This is a genomic window from Streptococcus sanguinis (assembly GCF_003943655.1).
Lineage (GTDB): Bacteria > Bacillota > Bacilli > Lactobacillales > Streptococcaceae > Streptococcus > Streptococcus sanguinis_F.
In genome coordinates this window covers 41,387-66,357 of record NZ_RJMM01000009.1, presented here as the reverse complement: position 1 = coordinate 66,357, position 24,971 = coordinate 41,387, and the positions used below count along the sequence as shown (strand labels likewise).

Genomic DNA, 24,971 nt, shown 5'->3' with positions numbered 1-24,971 from the left:
ATAGTAATATCAACAGCGTAAAAAGTAGCTTCTTTCATCTGTAAGTTTTGCAGTTTGTAAGCATAATAGCTCATGACACATTGACAAAGTAATAATAAAAGCAATTTTAAAAAAACATTTTGTAGGGTGAAAAGTCCACTGATAAATGCTAAAATAGCATATCCAACCACGTAACTATTGGCAAGAGTTAATTGGCCCATCGAGCGATAAGAGGCCTTTTCATCCATGGCTAACAAGGATTTTGTCTTTTTATTATAAAAGAGTATTTGGCCTTTCTGATACTGTCCTAATTGTACAAGTATATCTTTCTTTTTTAAAATCATCTAACAACACTTTCTATGGGTTCCAAAGAATATAATCTGAGAGCATTAAGAATTCAACAATCCGAACAAAAACATCTAATAATAATGAAAAATTTCCATATATCGACTTATTCATTTTAGGAAATTACTCCTTATTCTAACCAAAAATTGATAAATGAAAATAAACCTTCAATAATTACTACTAAAATAATTCCTATCAGATAGCGATTTAATCGACTCATCCACAGCAATCATTTTTTAATATTAATAATCTAATTAGAGCACCTGTTTTGAAAAATTTTGTTCAATTCACAATCATCCAAAGCTAAAGACACTCCCCAACATTTTACCGAAACCTGATATGGCATCCCCTACTTTACCAACGGTATCTTCAACCGCTTGTGTGGCTCTCTGCCCAATGTCCGCAATGCCAGTCGCTATTTTGTCTTTATTATCATAGATAGCATCAAATAACATGCTACCTGCAACAGATAGACCAAAACCAACTGCTCCACCAATAGCAGTTCCAACAGGACCACCAATAAATGTTCCAACCACGGCACCAACCTTTGCACCAGCCAATCCAGCTACCACATGGCCCCCTGTTTTAATCAAGGCATCGCCTGTACTCTCACCGCTAGCTTTTTGCATACCAAAATCAACCAAGGCACCAACAATTGGAATGCCATATTTTACTCCATTTTTAACGGCACCTCTAGCTAGCTGCGCCCATATAGGATTAAAATCAGTTGCAATTGTCACCGTACCTCCACCGACTAAAGCTGCTGAACGCCCAATTTGAGTTGCATTTATATTGTGGGTAAACCATTCTATTGCGGATTTAGTGAAGGCTTCAACTGCTTTATCTGTTAGTTTAGTTTGAAGAAGCTCTTTGACATATGACGCCCCGAAATTAATAATTCCTGATTTAATTGATTGGAAAGTCTTATCATCAATCTCACCATTTTTGTAAGCCTTCTCTGCTTTTGAAATGATCTCTTTAGACTCATCATCAATATTTTTTTGCTCTTTTTGCTTCGTATCATTTCGATCTAGCGCATACTTGACATTCTCCAGCAAATTACTATCTGGGTGATTTGACTGATAGTCTTGAAGTGTCTTTGTTTCCTCATCTGTCAAAGACTTCCCTGCATCCACCTTATCAATCAAGCCTCGGATTTTCATCTCCTCTGCCTTGACCTGGCGTGCTTGCTGTACGTACTCTAAAACAGAAGCATCCACTCGTTCTGGATAGGCCGCCGCATATCGCTCTATCGCTGTCAGCTCCGCTTCAGTCAGAGGTTCGCCAGTTTTTACTTTCTCCAGCGCTGATAGATAGTTGTTCTCCATTGCTATCTCTCGATCAGCCCAACCCTGTTCAACAGTACTCACCCAAGATAAGTCTTCTGGCAAAGCAAAGCCACCACCACCAAAGGAGACTGAAATACCTGACATCGCCTGAGAAACCAAGCCCTGATAACCATCTGCTGACGCGCAGGCGCTTGGTGACTCTGCGCTGAAAGCTAACAGCTTGTCCAGTTTCTCCTGGGCTACAGTCAATTGACTCTGAGCAGCATCGTATTGATTTCTAAGATTATTAAGTCTAGTTTTGATAGCTTCTGTTTGCTTAACAGACTCTAGCCTAACGATCGAATTACCTAAACCAATGCAAGCCGATGTTGCATGGTGAATCTCCGCTTGCAGCTGTTCCTCATCTAAATTCTCAGCTCCACACTTGGCCGCATAACTATCCGCCAGTGTGTTCGCCGCATCCGCAACTGCCTCAGAGTAGAGAATGCACCCTTTATAATAAGGACTCATGACACTTGTCGCATATGCACGGGCTGCATCATAGCCTGTTCCTATCAGCTCACCACCGCTGCCGCCAAAGCTGTCAAAGGCACTAATCAACTGATTGAAGCCTGCTACACGTGACTGTGAGGCAGACGACATCGTAGAAGATTGTGTCTGTAGGCTAGCGTAATTTACCTTTACCATATTCTTCCTTTCTGTTAGTGAATTTAGATTGCTGAAATTTTTAGCTAAAAATTTATCAATTTATTGCTTATCCCGCTCCAACTTTTTACGCTGATCATGCAGAGCAGTTAACTGCGTTTGATAAGCTTGGTAACGTTTCTTAATCGCTTTGTCTTCTTCCTCAAAGTCAACTTCCAGCGTCCGTGTAGTAGACTCAATATCATCTAAAAGATAATGGTAGAAAGCAGAATGAGACGAAGTCACCCCTAGGTCCAACAAGTTCTTAAAGTGAAATAGGGCGCTGCCTTGTGAAGACATCACATCTTCCCGCGTCACCTTAAACTGACGATATTCAACATCCAAATCATCTATTTTATGTTGCAGTTCATACTGGCGACGATGTAAATCATCCAGCTGATCTTGTTTCGATTTTTCTTTTTTCATTATAACCTCTTAAAATTAAATAATCAAAAACTATACTTTGTAATAAACAGAAGTATAGTTTTTAAAATAATCATTAAATTATCAAAACAAACTTATGGCTCTGTAACTCCTTTTTTAAAACCAGACTTTTTAACTAGCTGATAAAAATTAGCTTCAAAATCAAGCTCCGCATCATTCTTATATCCCATAAATACGACTTCACGGATATCACTATGATTAAAGAAATAAAGCTGATCGGGTTGCTGATAACCAGTTGGTACAAGAACACTTGTATACTCAAAATATACAGGTTCTTGATTTTGCTCTACTAGCGAACCCCTGCCGATAATAATTAGTTCTGTTTGATCTTTTAGTTTAACCACTGTTCCCAATGGTAATAATATTTCACTCATGTTGCTTCTCCTTTTCTTCTACAAATACCACTTTCCCTTGCTCATACTTCCGCACGGCTAACAACCAGCGGATGGGGTTGTTTTGGAATAAGAAAAGGTACAACAAGGCAGGAAAGAGACCTATCAATAATGAAAATAAAATTTGTGCATCAAATTTCTCCTGCCTTATAAATGAATTTACAATATTTGGTATGGTAGCAATTCCTATAAATGCTAAAAATATAATTAGTAACTGTATTATTAGAAAAACTATCATCTTCCCAAACGTCGCTTTTTTCTTGCTAAAATTTTCCCAAAACAGATTTGAATCAACGGCTTTCGCAAACTGTTGAGAACTTGCCCCCTGAACCTGCTTCACTTCTTTATACAAGGCCTCTTCCATCATCCATATAAAGCCAAAGCAGACAAAGAACTGGGCAGCGATATAAGGCGGAACCATCCAGCTGCTGTATCGAAAACCGGAAAAAACTGGTATAGCTACCATTCCCCCTATCAAACCTAAGAAAATGAAAACCAACATCAAAGGAATAATGGCCTTATTGGTCTTCCTAGCCCCTTCCGTATTTAACAAGACACTCTTATCGGCTGCCAAAGCCTCTTTTGTTCGCGTGTTATAGTAGACGGCTTCATCACCGCTCTGTCCAATAAAAATTATTTTTCTCATATTAAATCACCATAGTTTAAATATACTGCCATCAGTAAGGTCTGATAACTCAAGTTTCTCATGTCTTGATTCATCATACATTGTAGAAAGCGCATTCCCTATTACTGTTCCAGCATAAGCTCCGATAAGCGTTCCAACAACAGGAATTGGTATGGCTGAGCCAATGACAGAACCGATAATAGTTGAAGTTGCAGTAATTCCAGTATGGGCTGCCGCATCTTGCAGAGCAACCTCATCACCATACTTATCTTTTCGCTCTAGATAAGTCGATACACCCGAAGCCAGCGAACCAATAACACCCATTTTACCTAAATGATTGCTAACACTCCCACCTAGCTTCGTAAGTCTTCCGGCATCATCAGCCACGTTCACAAGGTCATCCGCTTTATCTAATAATTTCATATTATCAGAATTTCCCACAGCCTCATTGAGGCTTTTTATTTTATCCCAAGTTTTGTTACCAGTCCATGCTCCATTACCAATTGCATTAACTGTTTCTGCAGTTTCTATAATTCCCCCAGTGAATTGAATATAACCATCTGCAAGGTTAAAGGAAACATCCATCCCTTCAGCTAATCCTGTAGTATTAAAATGATTCAAAGATTCTGCTAAATAATCCGGTACTTTTTCATCAGGATGGCTTTGATAGTAGGCTCTGAGAGCTAGGATTTCTTTTTCAGTATAAACAGCTGATGTTCCCTCTTTCTTTGCTTTTGAAAGAACCTGTTTATAATTAACAGTAACTTTTGCAGCTTCAAACCTTTTTCTATCCCCATCACTCAAAGATACGTCAGAATGAGAATTTAAATATTTTTCAATCGCTTTTACATCTGCAGCGGTTAATTCTTTATTATTATTTAATTTTTCTAGTGCAGCACTATATTTATTTTTCTCACCTATTTCCTTAGTCACTGAATCACTGTTCACTTGAACATCTGGATGGTTTTTCTTATATTCTTCAAAAAATTTAGTTTCCTCATCTGTCAAAGATTTCCCTGCATCCACCTTGTCAATGATAGAGCGATATTTCATCTCCTCTGCCTTGACCTGACGTGCTTGCTGTACGTACTCTAAAGCAGAAGCATCCACCCGGTCTGGATAGGCTGCCGCATATCGCTCTATCGCTGTCAGCTCCGCTTCAGTCAGAGATTCGCCACTATATACCTTATCCAGTGCTGATAAATAGTTGTTCTCCAAGGCTATCTCCCGATCTGCCCAGCCCTGATCAACATCACTCACCCAAGATAAGTCTTCCGGCAAAGCAAAGCCACCACCGCCAAAGGAGACTGAAATACCTGACATAGCCTTAGAAACCAAGCCCTGATAACCATCTGCCGAGGCACAGGCACTTGGAGACTCCGCACTGAATGCCCTCAGATTATCCAGTTTTTTCTGAGCAGCAGTCAGTTGGTTTTCCGCTGCTGTAAGCTGTTCTTGTAAGCGACCAATTCTTTCCGCATCTCCTGCAGCTGGTTTAGATTTAGATTGAAGACCAGAAATCGAAGCGCTGAGCCCCATACAACCTCTCGTTGCACTATCAATCTCCGCTTGCAGCTGTTCCTCATCTAAATTCTCAGCTCCACACTTAGCCGCATAACTATCCGCCAGTGTGTTCGCTGCATCCGCAACTGCTTCAGAGTAGAGAATACACCCTTTATAATAAGGACTCATGACACTTGTCGCATATGCACGGGCTGCATCATAGCCTGTTCCTATCAGCTCACCGCCGCTGCCGCCGAAGCTGTCAAAGGCACTAATTAACTGATTGAAGCCTGCTACACGTGACTGTGAGGCAGACGACATCGTGGAAGACTGTGTCTGTAGGCTAGCGTAATTTACCTTTACCATATATGTTCCTTTCTAGTTGAACAATTATTAATTAGTTCCCTCACTAAATAACTGCTTATTTTTCTTCTTTCCTGAATTACTACCAGCAGTTCCTGACTCGACTGGCCCTGTATTTCTGTTAATATAATTGGCAATCTTTGCATCTGTTGTTTGAAACTCTGCATGAATACCATGTAAAACCTGAATGAAGTCAATAGATTGCTGTGCTGCTTGCTCACTTGCACTAACTTCGTTGTCAATATGACTACTAATAGTTCCAGAAGCAGCATATTGGCTGATAGAATCCTTTGTAGCAGTTTCTTTTCCTACTGAATGATAAGCTGAGACAATTCCATTTGCATAGTTTTGAACAGCTGTCGGATCAGATTGAATACCTACTCCCTGAGTTGTTCCTACTGACATAGTGTTCTCCTTTATATTGTAATTTTAAGTTTAACGCTGGATGGACGTCCATATAAATAAACCTCATCCTTATTTAAATAAGGTTCCTTGCTGTTATAAGGCTTTTCTAATATTGTTTGATCTGTTAAGCGCATTCCCAAAAGATAGTGTTGATTATATGCCTTAACCTGACGAGCAGGGCTGCCAATAGCATTATTGCTAATATAAGAATAAGAACTACCAACAACAAAATGCATATTGTATTTCCATCCCTCTTGGTAGAGTGCTGATACTTGTTCGCCTGTCAGGCCACTTGCCTGAACAAATTTCTCTAAATTAGGGATAAAGATGATAAAGTCGTGTCCAGTCTCACCTTTTTTACGATCCTCCAACTCAAGCATAAGCTGATTTGCCATGTCCTCAAGAGTTTCTGGTTCAGAGATACGGGCAAATAAGTCAAATTGACCATCATACTCATCGTCTACATCCATAAACATGACTTTCTTATTTGGAATGAGCTTGGTAAATATTTCTAAGAGATGGCGTGTAATATTCTCCAAATGTTCATCATCATTAGCTATATACAGAAGATGTTTAAAGCCTTTCAGAGGAATGTGTACACTTTCAACATTGACAAAGTCTAAACCTAGTGGTAGATTATTTTCTTTCAAAGCCTTTTGAACGCTTATTGTTTTCGCGAAAGTATCGAAGCTCAATTCTTCTGGAACAATCGGAATTGGTTTAGGTAGACTTCCTTCCCACTGTTCTGACATCATTCCTGCTTCAGAGCTAATTTGCTCAATTACTTCAAACGCGTCATCTCCTTTGGTTGGCAAAGCAACTTGGAAAATTTCTGGTTCATCAAGCTTTATCATTGCCCGTCCAGGCTTATCTTCAATTATTAACTGAGTACGACCAATTAAACTTCGAGTATCTATATCATCCGTTAATTTCAAAGAAATACGAGTTTTGATACTAGCTAATAGAGCAGCTTTGACAACCCCTATGCGACCAGCGGTAATGACCAGATATATTCCTAGACTCAGACCTTCACGAGAGATAATTTGAAAAGCATCTTCTAATTCCATAACCTGTGGAGATTCCTTGATAGCATCATAACCATCTAACATGAAGAATAGCTTTGGTATTTGATGCCCACTGATTTCTTGATAAAGATTGACATTGGCTACCATGTGTTTACGCAAAAGAGCTTTTCTGTATCGAATTTCTCCTTTTATGCGATTTATTAACTTTGTAATTTTCTCCTGATCGTCAATCATAATCGTATCAGCCACATGGGGTAATTGACGAAGCGGTAAAAGTCCATTTGTCCCAAAATCCAATAAATAGAAATTCACCTGACTAGGTGTAAACTGACGAGCCAAATCCATCGTCAAAGTTTGAATAAAAGTAGACTTACCTGTTAAAGGACCACCAAAAAGAGCAATATTCCCATCTTCATTAAAATCATGTTCTAATGTGTATTGAGCTTGTTGGCTTGGTATATCTACATAACCAATCACTGCTTTTAAAGAGCGATTCGTATGTGACCAAAATTCTTTGAAATTTCCTTTTCGCAAATCTGTTGAATAGATTCTTTCTTTAAGCGGCGGCAGCCAAGGCTGTGGTACCGGTGGGATCTGCTGGCTCTCTGTCAGCAGTTGGATCTGGCTGACAATGGCCTCCAGCTCTGTCGGTACTTCCTTGATATCCTCGGCTAGGTCAAGACCTGACAGGTCTTGATTGAGCACTTCGTATTGACCCAGGTCATTGATTAGGTAGATGGTATGGTCTTCAATTCCCATCTCATCCTTATCCGGCTGGTAGTCTGCCCCTGACCAGGCTGACTGGAAGAGTTCATAGACTTCATTATTGCCGACCTGCAGATAGGCCCGACCGGTCTGGGTAATCTCTGCCGCATCTGGCGTCTTAAGCATTTCCATCGAGTCCGTCCGGTCTGCCACCTTGAGCGCCAGCTTAAAGCGGGAGTTGGACCAGATCTGGTCATCCACCACCCCAGAGGGCTTCTGAGTAGCCAGGATCAAGTGGACCCCGAGGGAACGACCGACCCGAGCGATGGATACCAGCTCCTTGATAAAGTCAGGCTGGTTAACCTTGAGCTCTGCGAACTCATCCGAGATGAGGAAGAGATGGGGCAGGGGTTCAGTTGCTTCCCCGTTTTTAAATTTCTTTTGATATTGGTTGATATGATTGACTTCAAACTCTCTAAAGAGCCGCTCCCGACGGTGAATCTCCGCATTGATGGAAGCCAATGCCCGCATGGATTGGGCCCCGTCCAAGTTGGTAATGGTTCCCAAGAGATGAGGCAGGTTCTTGAAGAGGTTAGCCATTCCCCCACCCTTGTAGTCGATGAGGAGAAAGGCCACATCGTGTGGGTGGAAGTTGACAGCCAGACTCAGGATATAGGACTGGATGGTTTCCGACTTCCCGGATCCGGTTGTCCCGGCAATCAGCCCGTGCGGTCCGTGAGCTTTTTCATGCAGGTTGAGGTAGACTAGGTCTTCCTTACCCCGCAGGCCGATAGGCACTGCCAAGCTCTTATAAGGCGCATTCTGTTGCCATTTCTGCAAGACTTGCAGATCAGAGAAGGTCTCTGCCCCATACATCTCCATAAAGGTGACAGTATCAGGGATTGAGCTCTTGAGATTCTGTAAGTGATTGAGCGGCGCCAAAGTCCGAGCGATTCGTTCCTTGTCATAGCCTTCTGGGAAATGATCCAGTCGGAAGTCAATCTCTCTGAGGATTCCCTCTTCCATGACCAACTGACCAGTGTTGCGGTCCTTGATATTGACAACCGTCTTGATATTTTCAGACAGAGAGCTCATGACATCCTGCACGAAGATGAGTGAGCAGCCTAGGTCCGTCGGATCCTCAGTAAAGAACTCCATGATGATATGGTCGAGAATCAGCTTTTCATCTGTGACCAATACCACATAGTGAGGACTGTAGAGTGTCGTCTCCTGCCGGGTCGCTTCTTCCTTCTGAGCCTTGCGTAGTTTCAGGATTTGGTTCAGGCTGTTTAGAACCTGATCGTGCGTCCGTTGGTTATAGACAAAGCCACGGACATTCAGCTCTTGCAGAGTCGCATGCGGCAGCCAACGCAGCCAATCCCACTGGTCACGCTCCTCCTCTGGCATGATGGTAATCACCTGCACATCGTGGTATGAGTGAAAGACCGCTAACTGCATGACCAAGAGCTGGAGCTGTTCCAGGACCAGATTGCGCGGACCGATATAGCCGACCGGTCCATGGCTGAGATTAGCCACGATAGGAAGATCGGGAATTTTCTTATGCCGAGTGTAGAGAGCATAGCCCTCCTCTTCCAGCGCATCTTTCTTGCCGCTTCGCTCCTCTTGACCGTAGGTCAGCTTATAGGAGGTTGGCACCTGGCCAAGTCCCAAGCGATAGTAAAGAAAGTCAAAGTGCAGCGGTGTTTTCTCGTAGATGCGGTGGCTGTAGTCTGTCACCAAACCCGTCAGTTCGTTAATGTTTGGGAAATGGTAAAGCATCCCATCACGCTGCTCACGCTCCAGCTTATTCAGCTCAATAGCCTTGTCTTTTAAATAGAGGTGATAAAGATCGATGCGCTCCTTCTTGTCTTCCTTGAACTTCTTGCGATTTTTGAAGAAACCGCGCACCGAAAAGATAGCACTGGCAATGGACATGGTAACCGTTACTAGGATATAAATCCCCCGCGGCTGAACCAGTGTGATTAAGACCGTCACCCCAACCATGAGAAGTGGTGGCACAATCAGTCTCAAGAGCTCATCATTAGGCTTTTGAGGCTCCTTGCTTGGCGGAGCAATCTGAATCTTGTCCTCTGAACTCCGATAGATAATCCGCGGTGAGCGGTGATAGTCTGGATAGTCTGGATAGAAACCATGGCGAGAAGCCCCCCGCAAGGTGAGGTTAGAACTGACCGTAGCTGGACCAGTCACCCAGATTTCTTCTGGATAGACCTTGAGACAAATACCTTCCAAGCTCAGCTCGTCGCCGGCTTCCAGCTGGATTTGGTCTCCCGTCCACTCAACGTGATTGAGGTAAACTTGACCTCGCATCTTAGTCAAAAGCCAAGAATCATTCGTTCGCTTCAAGAGTAACTCCAAAGGCGCTTCCAGACTGATAGCTGCTCCCTTCTGGTCGCTGATGAGCAACTCTTTTCTGTCCAGCAGGTCATAAACAGCCGGTTCTGAATCAGATTGATACAAGGTGAGATTACCCAAGGCCATACCGTCAGTTACAACGCCCGTTTCTTCCCCCATCTGATAAAAGACTTGACCTTCAGCTAGCTGAATCTGGATAGGAGTCTCCTGATGAGGCAGGTAAAGCTGAGCCTTCTCACTCGCTGCTAGGAGAACTTTCTTATCCTCTGTCAGCTGCAGCTCATAGCGCAGATGGTCTGTATAGATGATGATTGTCTTGCCCATACTTACTCCTTCGCGCTACTGCTAGATGACGCTTCACTGCTAGAGGAAGAGTTTGCTCCTGAGGAACCTTCCTCGCTAGAAGCGCTTGAGCCAGAATCACCAGTTAGAAGCTCCTTGCGGCTATCCCAGTATTTCTTATACTCGCCTTCCAAGGACTCAAGCTTAGTCTCCCGATCCTTACCAGACAAACTATCGTCCTCACGCACCTTTTTCATCTCCTGCGTCAAGGCATAGATGATCAGATCTGAGTCATTAATCCGTTTGGCCGTGTCCAAAGCATCTTCAAAATCATTACGTCCAACTTGAATCCAGTAATTGAGATACAAATCATCTGATTTTAGTGTGACATTGTTCAGGATGACCTTACGCTGATCATCGGAAAACTCTAGCCCCTGGATATAAGAGTAGGCCAGTTCATATTTCTGTGTATTCGGTAGGCTCTTAGGAGAGATTCCTTCCAGCTCATCGATGACCTTGCTGTAGTCCACTTTGATAAAGGCAGTATCCGCCTGTAGCAACTTTTCCTTGAAAGGATTTTGTATGAAAATCAAGTAAATCAAAGGAATGGTCAAAATCACAACAGCTGCTGTCAGCCAGATGGTCGCCAGTTTGAAAATCTTATGCTGGCGCTTGGAGACCAGTGTCTGCTTCTCTGCTTCTTCTGCAACCTTTTCCTGATAGGATTTTTCTAAAACTGCAACCGCATCTTCCAGACTGTCAGCCTCACGCAGCTCCACTAGGAAATCCGGCAGATTTTCTAGCTCTAATGAGCCCTTGTAAAGCTCCATAAAGTCCAGATCTGCAAAGAGCGTCACCGCAAAGCACTTAGCCTGACGCAAGAAGTCCTCCCGAGAAATAGACTGAGGTGTCATGATACCTGGAACACCGCGGTAGGCTATCTTCGCCTGCGCATCCTTGGTAATAAAGAGATTACTAGGATGCAGCAAAAAAGTCACTGGCAACTCCAGTGCAGCTTCTAGAGCAAACACATTAAGAGCCAGACGAATCCGCTCAGAAATCGTGCGCTTTTCAATCTCTTCCTTGGACAGCCCCAAAGGCTCAATCTGATAGGTGAAATAGACACTATCATGGTCGGCCTTAGTCTCCTGCTCCAAGAAAAGTGGATGGTGCAGGTCCAAAAGCAAGAGCTCCCGCAAATCCTGCGTTGCCACATCCGACCGCTTCAGCGTTAGGCTCCAATTCTTGTCATTTTTTTCATAGATAAACTCTTGTTCAGCAAATACAAATTTTTCCTCAGTCACCTTAAATCTCCTCAATCTCTACTAAATCTCCCGTTGTGACTGGATAATCAGCCAAAACCTTGCCCTCGTCCAGTATCAACCCCTTGTTAATAATCCGCAGCTGATACTTATGGCGCTTTCCTTCGATATTGAAAATCTGATCAATCTCCCGAATGAAGCGACGGACCTCAATCCGCTTAGGAATGCGAATATCCACGTCCTTATCCCGCAAACGGAGGGTGATATTGATATGTCCTTCCATCTTATACTTCTCCCTTACTGATACGATAGCTGACAAAGACAGTCATACTGACCAAGAGTATGGCTGCTACAAAGTAGACTACTCCTGGCAGAAAATCATCCCAGCTGCTCTCTTCATCGCTTTTCAAACTCGTCTGCAACTTGGACAATTTTTCCGTTCCCGGCTGAAAAAGCTCCTTGGAATGGTAAATATCCGTCGGCCCCTGTATAGCAGAAAACAGTTGTCCCGCTTCTGTGGCCAACTGTTTATTTTGATACTGCTTCATTTCCTGAATTTTTTCCTGATTCTCAGCAACGAAAAGAGACTTGGTGCCTTCCGATTGTGCACCAAAGTTCAGTTCTTGCTCTTTTTCAATCCGCGAATTATCTATCTGCAGACGATTATCCTTTAGCTCATCTGCGGCGACAACTGTCACCGCAAACGAACTTAGGAGTAGGAATAAAAACAGAATTCTTTTCATACTCTTTTAAACTTCCTCAGTTTTTAATGTTCTAGTCTTGACAAAGATATTAGCTGCAACCAGCAGAGCCAGCAAGACAATCAGACCAAATATGGCAAAGAAACCAGCGGTCTTGCCGTCAAAGTAACCTGACAGCATGCCTTCTAGCACAGACAAGGCATTCAAGCTCTTGATAAAGGCTGGGAAGCCAGTCAAACTAGCCGTTGTACCAATAGCATTAGACAGGTAGACAAAGCTAATAATCATGAAGAAGGCTAAGCCCATACCCATCACGCGCAAGTGCTTGAGGATCAAATACTGCCCCTGAATCAAGACAAAGCTAGCAACTACAATCAGCAAGACCCAAGATGGTACATATTCCTTGCCGATGTGAAGCTGCATGCTAGATACAATCCCGATAACTAGCCCAATCGTCAGAGACAGGAAGCCTAGGATGCCCACAGTCGTAATATCTGTATCTTGTAGTTTATTAAGCTTAAAGCGGTCTTTAACCTTGCGTACAATGTTCTGTGTTGCAAAGAGATAGGCCGTAAAGAGACTGACAATCTCCAACAAGAGAATCCATGTGAATGGACGATAAACATTGACAGTCGCTTTGACAGATGAAGAAGATTGAGCAACTGGATTCGATAAGAAGTCCAGCAATACTTCATTAGGAACACCGTTCTCATAGGCATTGTTAAGAACCTTAACAAAGGACTCCACAAAGTTGCCATTATCTTCCAATTCCTTATTGAATTGCCCCATCAAGCTCTCAGCATTCGCAGACAGTTTCTCTGTCGTCCCTTGTGCATTTTCCAGCTCACGATTGAAACTGCTGAAGATCTGGTTGACACTATCAGCTGCTTGCACATTGGTCTGTGAAGAAGACTTAACGCCAGAAGTCGAAGACAGCAAGGATGAGAATTCTGAATTCAGAGATGACAAATCGGTGTCAGTTTTAGCCAACGCTTCTGTAGAAGAAGCCTGAGCTTTTGAAATATCTGTCATTCTAGTTTGTAGGTTTTCATAAAGGTTGAGCTGTTCTCCGATTTCTGTTGCGAGTTTAGCGTTAGTTCCTTTGATATCTTCAATCTTACTTTTCAGACTGGTAATCGTATTATCCAACTTCCCTTTGACACTATTCTCAGGCTTGCCATCTTTACTATCAGACAAACTATTTTCATAAGCACCCAGATTAGATTCAACCGCCTGTACTAAAAGCTTCGATAAAGATTCAGACATATCTTTATTTTTTAACTCATCAAAAGAATTATAAGCTTGAATTAAATACATAACGTGTTGATAGGCAGAAGAAATCTCCTGTACTTTAGCTCCATATGCCGCTGCAGCTTTTTGTGCATCCTCTACATTCACCGGCGCACTTGCAACCTTAATACCATTCAGAGAAATATCAATTGCGCTGTCAACTGAAGTGGCTGCAGCATCATTAACTACATTGAACTGCACATTAAAATTAGCGCCTTCAGCTAAATTAATTTCTTGCCCATTGGTTACTGCTTCACCATTGTATGTAATAGTTTTAATTGTTACNCCTGTTGGTGGAGTGACCGACAAAGTAGCCTTTCCAACCTGGCTACTAACTGGGCCGGTTGTAGAGCTAGCCGCTTTTTCTGCAACTGCTGCTAGTTCTTCTAACTTAGCCCCCCCCTCTCCTTGTGGTGTTCCAAACGGAGAAATGATTGAATTGTCAGGAACAGGAATAGTCAAACCAAATTTTATCTCTGATGGCAGATAAGCTGGCAAAGCAGCTACTGCTTCGGCTATTTGGGTTTTTAAGGAATTTTCATAGCTTGTTAAAGCATCTCCAAAAACTGCGCTAAGAGCAATAGGCTTACCTTCTTCAACACCATAGTAGGTCCTTAATTTATTATCAACAAAGTCCTTAATCTGCTGTTTATGGACATCTAATTGACCACGTTCTGTTTCCAAAGCAGATTCCAAATCCGCTAATTGCTTACTAACATTATCAGCATCAACATCTTTTACTTCATCGGTCTGGCCAAGCTGTTTAGTGAAATTTTTTTGTGTTTCTTCTAACTTAGCGTAGAGTTTTTGAGTATCATCATGGACAACTTTTTCATCCATTTCCATCAGTTGCTTCANAAAAGCAGCATAGTTGATTTGGTCATCCGCCCGCTGTTTGAGAAGGCTATCAAAATTCTTTCCATAAGTGGCCTGAGAATTATCTAAGTCATCGAAAGCCTTAGCATAAGTTTCCAGAGTCGTCTTCAGAGAGTTATTGGCTTCGACAGATGAGGCAGACATACTAACCAACGTTGGGAAGATATTCTTAGAGCCAATAGCAGACTCCAACAAGTTGGTTCGATAATTGCCAATATTGGTAATTTGCACCTCTGAACTAGCCTGCACATTTTGCTGAGCTGTATATAGATTGCTCAAGATGCTTGCCATATACATATCAACCAACTGGCTATTCAGATCTGCGATAATATCCTTAGCCAGATTATTAGCTTCATTTTCAATCTGCTGATTTCCAGCAGCATTGACCTTATAAGTAACGATTGTCCGATCTGCGCTGATAGCATTAACATCTAACACCTTCTCTGAAAAGTCACTTGGAATTGTTACGACCAGTTGATATTTGCCATTTTCAAGACCAGTATCCGCAGCTCCACGCGTCACAATATACCAGTTTTGAGAGTCATCTCGTTCCAGATTCTTGACATAGCTAGCACCAAGATTGTACTCTTTCTTGTCAACCTTGACAGCCCGATCCTCATTGACAACCGCAACATTTAGTTTAGTCTTTTGGTCAGTGCGAATCTTGCTGTCCCTAGCAGTGCTTGTATTCTTTTGCACTGCGACATTCAGCGTCACTACTGCAGCCAGCAAGGCAATAACCAAAACAACGTTTCCTATATACTTAAGTAATTTTTTATTTCCCATGGATGTAAATTTCTTTTTCTTTTTAAATTTTTTTAGTTTATTGTTACATAAAAAAGCACACAGAAAGACACAAACAGCTCTAACAGTCTAATTCAGATATTGATTCAGATTGTCAGAGCTTGCCTTTACATTGCAGCGATTTTCTTATCAAACATGAAAGAAACTGCCATTTTTTCATTTTTAATCTTTACAAAAATAGGAAGGCTCTTGCCTTCCTAAAGCCGTTATAACAAAATTAGTGAATTTGTGAAGCAATATTTTCATCTGTTTCTTCAACAATGTCAGCAACTTTAAGCAACTGAGCATTAATATCTTGAAGCAAGTGTGCAAATTCTTCAATCTTTGGAGATAGTGCTTCAAATTGTGCATCAAAGCTACGAAAAGCAGAACCATCCCAGTTTCCTCTGATAACTTCTTGTTCATGTTTTAAGCTGCTAAGAACTTGACTAACATCTTCAGAACCACGAGTATATTTTTGCGCAGAAGTCCGAAGATCTTCTGGAGTTAATTTAATTTGTGACATAGTTGTCTCTCCTTTAGCAAATTTATATAACGGGTACATTATATCAATAATCACTTTATGTTTCAAGCTTTTAAAGATATTTTTTTAGAAAATATATTGACATGTTGTCAACCAAATTCGCTCAAACGCCTGATACTATAGCATTTTCAATTGTTAGGATCAAGCCTTTAAAACNCCAATTTCTCAAAAATAAGCTGATAGTTTTCTTGGATTTGGTCTAGGCTAACAATAATCTCCTCACGATTATGATTGTTCTTAACAGTCACCTGACCGCTCTCCAATTCGCTTTCACCCAAGGTGATAAGAGTTTTGGCTCTAAAGATATCCGCTGATTTGAACTGAGCCTTGAGCTTGCGGTCGAGATAATCCCTCTCTGCCGCAAACCCTTGTGCGCGGAGAGCCTGCACTAACTCCAAAGCTCTGCCATTGGCACCTGCTCCTAAAACAGCTACATAAACATCTAGAGCGGTTTCAATCGGCAGCTCTACTCCTTGCTTGTCAAGCACGAGAAGTAGGCGTTCTAAGCCCATACCAAAGCCAACACCTGGCGTCTCTGGACCACCAAAGTAAGCAACCAGCCCATCATAACGGCCGCCAGCACAAATGGTCAGTTGACTGCCAGCCACCTCTGTCGTAAACTCGAAAATTGTGTGATTATAGTAGTCCAAACCACGGACCATGTTGGTATTGATGACATAAGGAATCTGCAAGGTCTCCAGCATGGAGCGAACAGCCGCAAAGTAGGTACTGCTCTCCTCATCGAGATAATCCAGAATGGACGGTGCACCTTCTACTGCCGCCTTATCCTCTGACTCCTTAGAATCCAGCACGCGCAGCGGATTCTCCTCCAAGCGACGTTGGCTATCTGCTGAAAGGCTAGGCTTCAGTGGGGTAAGATAATCAATCAAGGCCTGACGGTAAGCAGCTCTGCTCTCAGGATTCCCCAGCGAGTTAAGCTCCAAGCTGACATTAGTAATACCAATATCCTTGAAAAATTGAGCCGCCATGGCAATCATTTCTACATCTGTAGCAGGATTACTAGAGCCAAAACACTCTGCACCAATCTGGTGAAACTCCCGCAGACGGCCAGCCTGAGGCCGCTCATAGCGGAACATAGATCCCATATAATAGACTTTAACAGGCTTTTGAACTTCCGGAGCAAAAAGCTTATTCTCCACATAAGAACGCACCACTGGCGCTGTCCCCTCTGGACGCAGCGTGATATGACGGTCGCCCTTGTCATAGAAGTCATACATTTCCTTAGTCACGATGTCTGTCGTATCCCCGACCGAGCGGCTGATGACCTCATAGTGCTCAAAAATCGGCGTGCGGATTTCGCCGTAATTGTATTTTTTAAATGTCTTGCGGGCAAAGTCTTCTAAATACTGCCACTTGGCTGATTCCTGAGGAAGAATGTCCTGAGTTCCTTTAGGTTTTTGTAATTTCATCTTCTGACCTCCGCCTTCTTTAGTACTTATATTCTATCATAAGTCCGCCATTTTGAGGAGCCCGAAAGGGATTTTTCGTTTGGAAGAACTAAATCCGTTTTCATGTTCCAAAATAGCTTGAAAAAAAGTCTGAATTGTGAGAAAATAAAAACAATTCAACTCAGATAGAAGGGGATAGCCATGAGAGACGATATCAAAATCAATGACCGAGCAGCTGCAATTCAGGATAAATTGGTGGAAAAGCTCGAGCGTATTTACGATCCGGATGTAGAGCTGGATGTCTATAACTTAGGGTTGATTTATGAAATTAACTTAGACGAAAATGGCCACTGCAAGGTTGTTATGACCTTTACCGATACAGCCTGTGACTGTGCTGAGAGCCTGCCCATCGCCATTATGGACTCTCTTAAGAAAATCGATGAGATTGAAAGTGCCTCTGTCGAGGTTACTTGGTCTCCTGCTTGGAAAATCACTCGTATCAGTCGCTTCGGCCGCATTGCTTTGGGAATCAGTCCTAGATAAGAAGATAATTAACTTATCAGTATTTAAAATAAAAATATCAAACCCGCTAGAAAAACTAGCGGGTTCTTTTGTCATATATAGGCTATTTCTTACCTGTTTCTTCTGGTTTCCAGAAGTCAGTAACAGCACCTTTAGCGGCAGAGGATACCATGTGAGCATATTTACCAAGTACCCCGCGACTATAAAGCGGTGGAATAGTCGTTTCTGCCTTACGTTTCGCCAGCTCTTCATCAGAGACCGCCATGGAAATTTCCTTGGTGTCTTGGTCAACCGTGACCATATCGCCTGTACGAAGATAGGCAATCGGGCCACCATCCTGGGCTTCTGGAGCAATATGTCCAACAACCAAGCCGTAAGTACCACCTGAGAAGCGACCGTCTGTAAGAAGGGCCACCTTGTCCCCTTGGCCTTTCCCTACAATGATAGACGAAAGTGACAGCATTTCTGGCATACCAGGGCCACCTTTTGGTCCAACATAGCGAACTACAACCACATCGCCATCAACTACTTCATCAGCCAGTACCGCATCAATAGCGGCTTCTTCTGAGTCAAAGACCTTGGCTGGTCCGACGTGACGGCGTACTTTAACACCAGAAACCTTAGCAACAGCACCATCTGGAGCCAGATTACCATGCAAGATAATGAGTGGACCGTCCGCACGTTTTGGATTTTCAAGCGGCATAATGACCTTTTGACCTGGTGTCAGATCAGCAAATTCTGCCAGATTCTCTGCCACAGTCTTACCTGTACAAGTAATGCGGTCACCATGCAGGAAGCCGTTCGCCAAGAGATATTTCATCACAGCCGGCACTCCACCAACCTCATAAAGGTCTTGGAAGACATACTGACCGGACGGTTTCAAGTCAGCCAAATGTGGTACCTTCTCTTGAATGACATTGAAGTCATCAAGCGTCAGCTCAACATTGGCCGCATGCGCCATGGCCAGCAAGTGCAGAGTAGCATTGGTCGAGCCACCCAGAGCCATGGTAACTGTGATTGCATCTTCAAAGGCTTCACGTGTCAAAATATCAGACGGCTTCAGCCCCATTTTCAGCATTTTTACAACAGCACGACCAGCTGCTTCGATATCCTCTTGCTTGTCTTTGGACTCAGCAGGGTGAGAAGATGATCCTGGCAGACTCATGCCTAGAACTTCAATAGCCGTCGCCATAGTATTGGCCGTATACATACCGCCACAGCCACCAGGACCAGGGCAGGCATTACACTCAATGCGCCGCACTTCCTCAGCTGTCAAGTCACCATGGTTCCATTTCCCGATTCCTTCAAAGACAGAAACCAAATCAATGTCCTTGCCGTCCAGATTCCCCGGTGCAATCGTTCCGCCGTAGGCAAAGACAGCAGGAATATCCATGTTAGCAATGGCAATCATGGAGCCAGGCATATTTTTATCACAGCCCCCGATAGCTACAAAAGCATCCACGTTATGCCCACCCATTGCAGCCTCGATGGAATCTGCGATGATGTCGCGTGAGGTCAGAGAGAAGCGCATCCCTGGCGTCCCCATGGCAATCCCGTCTGCAACCGTAATAGTCCCGTACTGAACAGGCCAAGCGCCCTCTGCTTTAATGCCTTCCTTGGCTAGCTTGCCCAAGTCATGCAAATGGATGTTACAAGGTGTATTTTCCGCCCAAGTGGAAATCACCCCAACAATAGGCGTTTCAAAATCTTTATCAGTCATCCCCGTCGCGCGAAGCATGGCACGGTTAGGAGATTTAACCATACTGTCATAAATCTTACTTCTGTGACGAATATCCTTATCTGTCATAGCTTTCCCTTTCATTACAGTAATCTTTGTGCTTTATTATACCACACTTAGGCTATATTTTACAGAGGAAAATTTTTAAATTTTCAGAAGATTGGGAAAAATATAGAGGCGAATTTGAAACTTTTTCCTATCAAGCAAAAAGAAGAAAAAAATCTGTCAAGTAACTTTACTTTACAAAAAAGTTTTGTTATACTGTTAAAGTTGATGAAAATCATCAAATTGAATCGAATTCACAATCTAAAAGGAGAAACAAACAATGGCAGTACCTGCACGTCGCACTTCCAAAGCGAAGAAAAACAAACGCCGCACTCACTACAAAGTGACAGCTCCAACTGTAACTTTTGACGAAACTACTGGTGATTACTCACGCTCTCACCGTGTATCCCTTAAAGGATACTACAAGGGCCGTAAGATTGCCAAAGCTGCTGCAGAAGAATAATAGAAGGGAGCTACCATGCGCGTAAATATCACACTTGAACACAAAGAATCTGGTGAACGCTTGTACCTTACTTCTAAAAACAAACGCAACACACCAGACCGTCTTCAATTGAAGAAATACTCACCAAAACTTCGCAAGCACGTTGTGTTTACAGAAGTTAAATAATTGAGATAAAGAAAAGCCTTTGAAATCAGTATTTCAAAGGCTTTTTTTCTTTTATTCGTTCTTAAACAAAAAATCGATCTTCTGTTTTTATGAGATTCACAGTTTCTCTGATATCTAACTGATCCGTATAAAGGAAATGCTCCTGAGTAATATTTTTAGCTAGAAACTCTTTTCTAGATTTGATTGATAAGTCACCCGTTCTTTCTATTTCATTTCTGAATAGGTCCCTTTCTTTAAGCTTTTCTTCTTCTGCCAGCAATACACAGTATTTTAATCTTGTTTGTCTGGCCTTTAAAAAATCTGTAATTTTTTTGATTTGTTCCTCGAATATGACATAGTCTATGATGATAGTCATGCTTCTATTAAGTAAATTGCTGGTAAGACTAATGATATTGTCCCAGAATAAATCCATGTAGTAGCCATCGTCTTCCCAAGGTGCTACTAAGCCGCTTTTAACCATTAAATAAATCATGTCGCCTTCTATCACAGCACTCTTGTCAAAAGAATAGGCTAATTCTTTACTGACACTGCTTTTTCCAACACCTGGAGGACCCGAAATGATATAAACACAATTTTCCAACCTAATACCTCTATACTCTACATACTTGCTCATATTATAGCATTTTTTGGAAAAAGATAAAAACGATGATTCATATACAAATTGAATACTCTAAGCAGCAAACTGCCTAGAGTATTCTGGTTTATGTCACTAGCAGGTCTCGAAAAGAATTATGCCTCCTCTTTCTGTCTGAGTTCAAAGAGATCTTCTACTTTCAGATTAAAAACTTGAGCAATTTTGAGAGCCATTTCCAGCGAAGGATTGTAACGGTTATTTTCCAAGTGCAGAATTGTCTCGCGCCGCATGCCGATGCGGTCGGCTAACTCCTGCTGGGTCATGCCCATGGACTCACGAACAGATTTGAGATTAGTGATAATCTTGCTTTCTTTGGCCATGGTTATCCTCTCCGTTCCAAAATAAGATAGACAACCGCAAAGATGCAAATCAAGGCAGCTATGCTAATAAAGAACTGGCCCATGTAAAGAGTGAGAGAACCCATGTACCCAATGATAACTGCTAGGATTATCAGTGCGCCTAGTATAAAAACAAACATCAAGCTAGCTGCCTTAGCTAGATTAGCATAGAAGCGTTCGTCTGGAGTTTCCTTGACATTTTTCAAAGAGAAAAAACCAAATACAATCGCTTCAATAACGAGGCCGACTCCCAAAATCCATTCCTTAATACTGGATCCTTCGCTTGGGGTCGCAACCCAAATTCCTACTGTATAAAAAATGGTTGCTGCAAACAAAAGCATCGTGTAAAGCTTAGCAGACAAGTCAAAAATAGTCTTTCCCTTACCTTTCTGACTCTTATGAGGCCATGGTTTCATGTGCAGCCAGCCCCAAATAGCTACAATCTGACCTAATACTGAAATACCGAGAATAATCAACTTGGGACCCCAACTAAGATTAGAACCAAATAAAACAGTAAAATCAATAAAAAGAGCTGCGGCAATCATTGTAATGAGGCCACCCGTTTTTTGACTTTTTTTCATGATAGACTCCTTTCCTTATGTTATAAATATTTAACACTCTTTATGTTATAAACATATCACACTTCAATTTGGAAAGCAAGAATTTATGTGCCAAGGTGGCAATTATTTGAAAAAATTCTATAATAAAAGCCCTCGCCAGATAAATAACTAGCAANAGCTTGTGTTTCTATTGACTATTCATAGAGTAGTAAAGTCTCTTATTCCATCTCTCTGAGATAGTTCAAAGCTTCGTTGAAGGTTTTGACAGGGACGATTTTCATTTTACTCTTGATTTTGATAGAAGCACGAAGTGCCTCATGGTAGTTAGAGCGCAGCTTGGGATTGTACTGGGCAATATCAGCGTCAATGGTATCATCAGGAACAAAGAAAATCTCAGCACCTGCCTTATCGGCAGCCATGACCTTCATCTCTATCCCGCCAATCCGGCCAACATTTCCCTTGTGGTCAATCGTTCCAGTACCAGCAATAGCTTTTCCTTTGGTAATGTCTTCAGACACGAGCTGATTGTACAGCTCCAGACTGAACATGAGTCCACCAGAAGGACCTGCTACACCGTTGCTCTTAAACTCCGTCAGAGGATTCATGGCAACACTGGCTTTAGAACCCAATGCAATCCCTAAACCAGGCTTACCAGTTGTCTCATCCACAATCACAGGACCGCTAGCCAAACCGATTACACCATTTCGACTGTACTCAATTGATACCACATCGCCGACTGGCCGCTGTTCCATCTGATCAACGATGTCGTATGGGCTAGTGTAAGTCTGATTGTCAATCTTTAAAATCACATCGCCTTTCTGCAGCTCCTGAGCTAACGGCGTCTCTTGGCTGACAGCATCCACAAAAATCTCTTTATGTCTAATCTCAACAGTATGACCGGATGCTTGATAAGCTACCTGCAAGGCATTGAGATGGGAAGACCCCATAGTGCTGTTCTCTCGCTCTTCCCGTCCCTTCTCCTTATCGAAATAGTTTTCAGGTACAGAGACATACTCTGTTTCTAGCCTGTAATTAGGCAGCAAAGTCAAAAAGAGACTGAACACCCGGGCATCGGAAACACCGACAGCCATGACATAGATTTGACCTTTTCCTTGACTAGTTCCTCCTTGAACTTGGACAAAGTCTTTGGCATTCAAAGCCGGTCTCAAGGTCTCCACTTGATAAGGCAGGGGGATAAAGCCAATCCCAGTTAACACCAAAGCTGTTATTAAAATTCTTGTTACTGATTTCATATCCTTCCTCTTGTTTCTATCAAGTATTGTCTGGTCTTGCAACTTCCTAAACTAATCACCAAAATCCACCACTTCTACATCATTTTCCATCAGAGTATCGGCAAAAACTGTCCTAACAACCAGAACAAATACACAGTAAAAGCTACTGAAAACTAGGACAGGAATCATCTGGATCAGGCCAAGTAAATCATCCAGTTCCCCCAGCAAGGGACCAATATACTGCCTTATCAGATCCATCAGGAGATGAGTACCCAGGCCAATCAACCCACCAAAAGAAGCTAGAAAAAAGCTGAGCAGAACATAGCGACCCCTGCGCTCCTTCATCAACAGGACTGACTTTCTCAAACAGCCATAAAAAGAAAGCGGCTTGGCCAGATTGTCTCTGGAGCTAGTATCCTGAATGATATAGGACAGCAAAAAGAAGTGGGAATCAACCAGATAAGTGAAGAGCAGATAAAAGACCATGAACAAGAAAGGAAAGAGAAACTGGAAAATCACAATGGCCTCTGGACTTACTGCCCTCCGATAAAAGGCAAAGAGACTAGCCACCCCAAGATTGATGCCAATTGCCGACCAACCCATGTACAGAATCAGGACTTGGACTGCACTGACAATGAAGGAATAAAAGAGGCGGGTAAGCAAGCCATCTGAGATACTGTACCAAACTGCATAGCCAAAATAGAGCTTAACCATCTGCGGATTTCGTATCACTGTCAAGGCAAATTTATTGACGTAAGCAAAACCGAAGGCAATTATAAATGCCAAACAAGTCAAGACTAAAATGGACCGGTAAGACCAACTCGAAACCAGCGGAAAAAGAAACCAGCCCAGCACTGCAAGCGGGATTCCGACCAGCAAAAGGCCTTTCAGCCAGACAAAATAATATTCTGTAACAAAAATCCAAGCTTCTCTGAAAACCCTTGTTACTTTTACATCATTCATCGTTCATTATCCTAAATCCTAAAACCCTTTCTAATTTTTTCATAAATATTAATCTCCAAAATTAACTATTTCCCGATCATAAGACATCAGGATGTCAGCCATAACCGAACGGGCTGCCAAGGCATAAATCAGCAAAAAGCCATTTATCATACTAACAATCATTCCCACAACATTAGACACGCCATCGCCAAAAAGTAAACTCAAAACTTCTATTAGACCCAATACTACAGGAATAAGCTTTAAGACAAGCTCTACCAGTAAGTAACGCCCCCTCTGACCATTCATACGAGAAAAGGACTTACCCAAGCTGCCAAAGGCTGACAGAGGACGCAAGAGGTTATCAGAGGAGTTGGTATCCTGAATAATATAGGGCAACAAGAAGAAGTGAGAGACGATAAAATAACTGTAAAATAAATGGAACAACAAGTTAAACATTGGTGCTATCAAAAACATCAGAAAGAGTATACTTGTCATTTTTTCTCGATTATTTACAGCCCAAATAGCCAAAGCATGCCAGATTTCCCGAACATTTGAACCAGGCACCCACATATGATACAAGTATACAAAAAGAAGTAACATAGCCAAGAAAAAGATGAAGACGTAAATAGACATAGAAAGCAAACGCCCAAAAAAGCCATCAGAAATACTGTAGCCAACAGCCCTCCAGAAGTTTCTTCGCACCATCTGCGGATTACGAACCATGGTCAAGGAAAACTTATGGATATAAGCAATCACAAATGCACACAGAAATCCAAACAGAATTATACTTGGAAGAAATGTAGAAGTCCATGGAGAAAAAAATAGAATTAACAGCCCCAGAATAAAAAATGGCAGTTGAATGATAGCAAGCCCTGCTGTCCATACAAAAAAGTAATCGACAGTCAGTCCCCAGGCTTCCTTTAACACATCGCTTACGTCAAACTTTTTTTTCATAAATCCCCTAATTAAGTCATTTTTCGCCAGAAAAGACGATGTAGATATCACAGAAGCAATTTTTTTATTTTTTAGTCCCGAGAGGATGATTAGGAATTT

At 42.3% G+C, this 24,971-nt stretch carries 23 protein-coding genes and 1 pseudogene; 3 read left to right on the top strand and 21 right to left on the bottom strand.

Annotated features, from left to right (window positions below):
* The 14 genes and pseudogenes from D8886_RS05590 to hisS form a co-directional block, all read right to left on the bottom strand.
* Positions 1 to 323 (bottom strand): annotated as a pseudogene (locus D8886_RS05590) (hypothetical protein); the annotation flags it as partial.
* Positions 324 to 617: 294 nt separating this feature from the next.
* Positions 618 to 2,300, bottom strand: coding sequence for a hypothetical protein (locus tag D8886_RS11815; RefSeq protein ID WP_260469496.1), 1,683 nt, complete (start codon positions 2,298 to 2,300; stop codon positions 618 to 620).
* A 60-nt stretch (positions 2,301 to 2,360) separates the two neighbouring features.
* The gene (locus D8886_RS05580; protein WP_125434489.1) at positions 2,361 to 2,723 is read right to left on the bottom strand and encodes a hypothetical protein; all 363 of its coding nucleotides are present in this window, start codon (positions 2,721 to 2,723) and stop codon (positions 2,361 to 2,363) included.
* 92 nt (positions 2,724 to 2,815) lie between these two features.
* Positions 2,816 to 3,115, bottom strand: a complete 300-nt coding sequence (locus D8886_RS05575; protein WP_125434488.1) for a DUF4176 domain-containing protein — start codon at positions 3,113 to 3,115, stop codon at positions 2,816 to 2,818.
* The gene (locus D8886_RS05570; protein WP_125434487.1) at positions 3,108 to 3,779 is read right to left on the bottom strand and encodes a hypothetical protein; all 672 of its coding nucleotides are present in this window, start codon (positions 3,777 to 3,779) and stop codon (positions 3,108 to 3,110) included. Before D8886_RS05570 ends, D8886_RS05575 begins: the two co-directional genes overlap by 8 nt.
* Positions 3,780 to 3,785: 6 nt before the next feature.
* Positions 3,786 to 5,582: a glycine zipper domain-containing protein gene (locus tag D8886_RS05565; protein ID WP_125434486.1), complete on the bottom strand. Its 1,797-nt coding sequence runs from the start codon at positions 5,580 to 5,582 to the stop codon at positions 3,786 to 3,788.
* A gap of 72 nt (positions 5,583 to 5,654) precedes the next feature.
* Entirely contained in the window at positions 5,655 to 6,029 is a 375-nt protein-coding gene (locus D8886_RS05560) for a TIGR04197 family type VII secretion effector (protein ID WP_125378274.1), read from the bottom strand.
* An 11-nt stretch (positions 6,030 to 6,040) separates the two neighbouring features.
* Positions 6,041 to 10,456: a type VII secretion protein EssC gene (essC, locus tag D8886_RS05555; RefSeq protein ID WP_125434485.1), complete on the bottom strand. Its 4,416-nt coding sequence runs from the start codon at positions 10,454 to 10,456 to the stop codon at positions 6,041 to 6,043.
* 2 nt (positions 10,457 to 10,458) lie between these two features.
* Complete coding sequence (essB, locus tag D8886_RS05550; protein WP_125434484.1) at positions 10,459 to 11,718, bottom strand: type VII secretion protein EssB; 1,260 nt, start codon at positions 11,716 to 11,718, stop codon at positions 10,459 to 10,461.
* Between the two features lies 1 nt (position 11,719).
* Positions 11,720 to 11,959 (bottom strand): EsaB/YukD family protein, encoded by a 240-nt coding sequence (locus D8886_RS05545; protein WP_002894139.1) that lies wholly within the window; start codon positions 11,957 to 11,959, stop codon positions 11,720 to 11,722.
* A gap of 1 nt (position 11,960) precedes the next feature.
* The gene (gene essA, locus D8886_RS05540) at positions 11,961 to 12,419 is read right to left on the bottom strand and encodes a type VII secretion protein EssA (RefSeq protein ID WP_125434483.1); all 459 of its coding nucleotides are present in this window, start codon (positions 12,417 to 12,419) and stop codon (positions 11,961 to 11,963) included.
* A 6-nt stretch (positions 12,420 to 12,425) separates the two neighbouring features.
* Positions 12,426 to 15,329 (bottom strand): type VII secretion protein EsaA, encoded by a 2,904-nt coding sequence (gene esaA, locus D8886_RS05535; RefSeq protein ID WP_125434482.1) that lies wholly within the window; start codon positions 15,327 to 15,329, stop codon positions 12,426 to 12,428.
* Positions 15,330 to 15,564: 235 nt separating this feature from the next.
* Positions 15,565 to 15,852 carry a WXG100 family type VII secretion target gene (locus tag D8886_RS05530; RefSeq protein ID WP_227965047.1) on the bottom strand — a complete coding sequence of 96 codons (288 nt, stop codon included), beginning with the start codon at positions 15,850 to 15,852 and terminating at the stop codon, positions 15,565 to 15,567.
* 167 nt (positions 15,853 to 16,019) lie between these two features.
* Complete coding sequence (gene hisS / locus D8886_RS05525; RefSeq protein WP_125434481.1) at positions 16,020 to 17,300, bottom strand: histidine--tRNA ligase; 1,281 nt, start codon at positions 17,298 to 17,300, stop codon at positions 16,020 to 16,022.
* Positions 17,301 to 17,480: 180 nt separating this feature from the next.
* Between hisS and D8886_RS05520 the strand changes: the two genes are divergently transcribed.
* Positions 17,481 to 17,822 carry a metal-sulfur cluster assembly factor gene (locus D8886_RS05520; protein WP_002899327.1) on the top strand — a complete coding sequence of 114 codons (342 nt, stop codon included), beginning with the start codon at positions 17,481 to 17,483 and terminating at the stop codon, positions 17,820 to 17,822.
* 82 nt (positions 17,823 to 17,904) lie between these two features.
* Here D8886_RS05520 and ilvD read toward each other — a convergent pair whose 3' ends face one another.
* A complete protein-coding gene (gene ilvD, locus D8886_RS05515; protein ID WP_023917059.1) occupies positions 17,905 to 19,608 on the bottom strand; it encodes a dihydroxy-acid dehydratase in 1,704 nt (567 codons plus the stop codon).
* Between the two features lie 256 nt (positions 19,609 to 19,864).
* On the opposite strand from ilvD, the gene rpmF reads away from it, so the two are divergent.
* Positions 19,865 to 20,047: a 50S ribosomal protein L32 gene (rpmF, locus tag D8886_RS05510; protein WP_002907528.1), complete on the top strand. Its 183-nt coding sequence runs from the start codon at positions 19,865 to 19,867 to the stop codon at positions 20,045 to 20,047.
* Between the two features lie 15 nt (positions 20,048 to 20,062).
* Positions 20,063 to 20,212 (top strand): 50S ribosomal protein L33, encoded by a 150-nt coding sequence (rpmG, locus tag D8886_RS05505; protein WP_001265622.1) that lies wholly within the window; start codon positions 20,063 to 20,065, stop codon positions 20,210 to 20,212.
* 61 nt (positions 20,213 to 20,273) lie between these two features.
* Here the strand turns inward: rpmG and D8886_RS05500 are convergent, their stop codons facing one another.
* The 6 genes from D8886_RS05500 to D8886_RS05475 form a co-directional block, all read right to left on the bottom strand.
* Positions 20,274 to 20,792 (bottom strand): ATP-binding protein, encoded by a 519-nt coding sequence (locus D8886_RS05500; RefSeq protein ID WP_185761258.1) that lies wholly within the window; start codon positions 20,790 to 20,792, stop codon positions 20,274 to 20,276.
* 149 nt (positions 20,793 to 20,941) lie between these two features.
* Complete coding sequence (locus D8886_RS05495; protein ID WP_002894155.1) at positions 20,942 to 21,166, bottom strand: helix-turn-helix transcriptional regulator; 225 nt, start codon at positions 21,164 to 21,166, stop codon at positions 20,942 to 20,944.
* A 2-nt stretch (positions 21,167 to 21,168) separates the two neighbouring features.
* Complete coding sequence (locus tag D8886_RS05490; RefSeq protein ID WP_125434479.1) at positions 21,169 to 21,765, bottom strand: hypothetical protein; 597 nt, start codon at positions 21,763 to 21,765, stop codon at positions 21,169 to 21,171.
* 197 nt (positions 21,766 to 21,962) lie between these two features.
* On the bottom strand, positions 21,963 to 22,997 hold the full coding sequence (locus tag D8886_RS05485; protein ID WP_125434478.1) for a SepM family pheromone-processing serine protease: 1,035 nt from the start codon (positions 22,995 to 22,997) through the stop codon (positions 21,963 to 21,965).
* Positions 22,998 to 23,048: 51 nt separating this feature from the next.
* A complete protein-coding gene (locus D8886_RS05480) occupies positions 23,049 to 23,939 on the bottom strand; it encodes a hypothetical protein (protein ID WP_125378284.1) in 891 nt (296 codons plus the stop codon).
* A gap of 48 nt (positions 23,940 to 23,987) precedes the next feature.
* Positions 23,988 to 24,902, bottom strand: coding sequence for a hypothetical protein (locus D8886_RS05475; RefSeq protein ID WP_125434490.1), 915 nt, complete (start codon positions 24,900 to 24,902; stop codon positions 23,988 to 23,990).
* Positions 24,903 to 24,971: the final 69 nt, after the last annotated feature.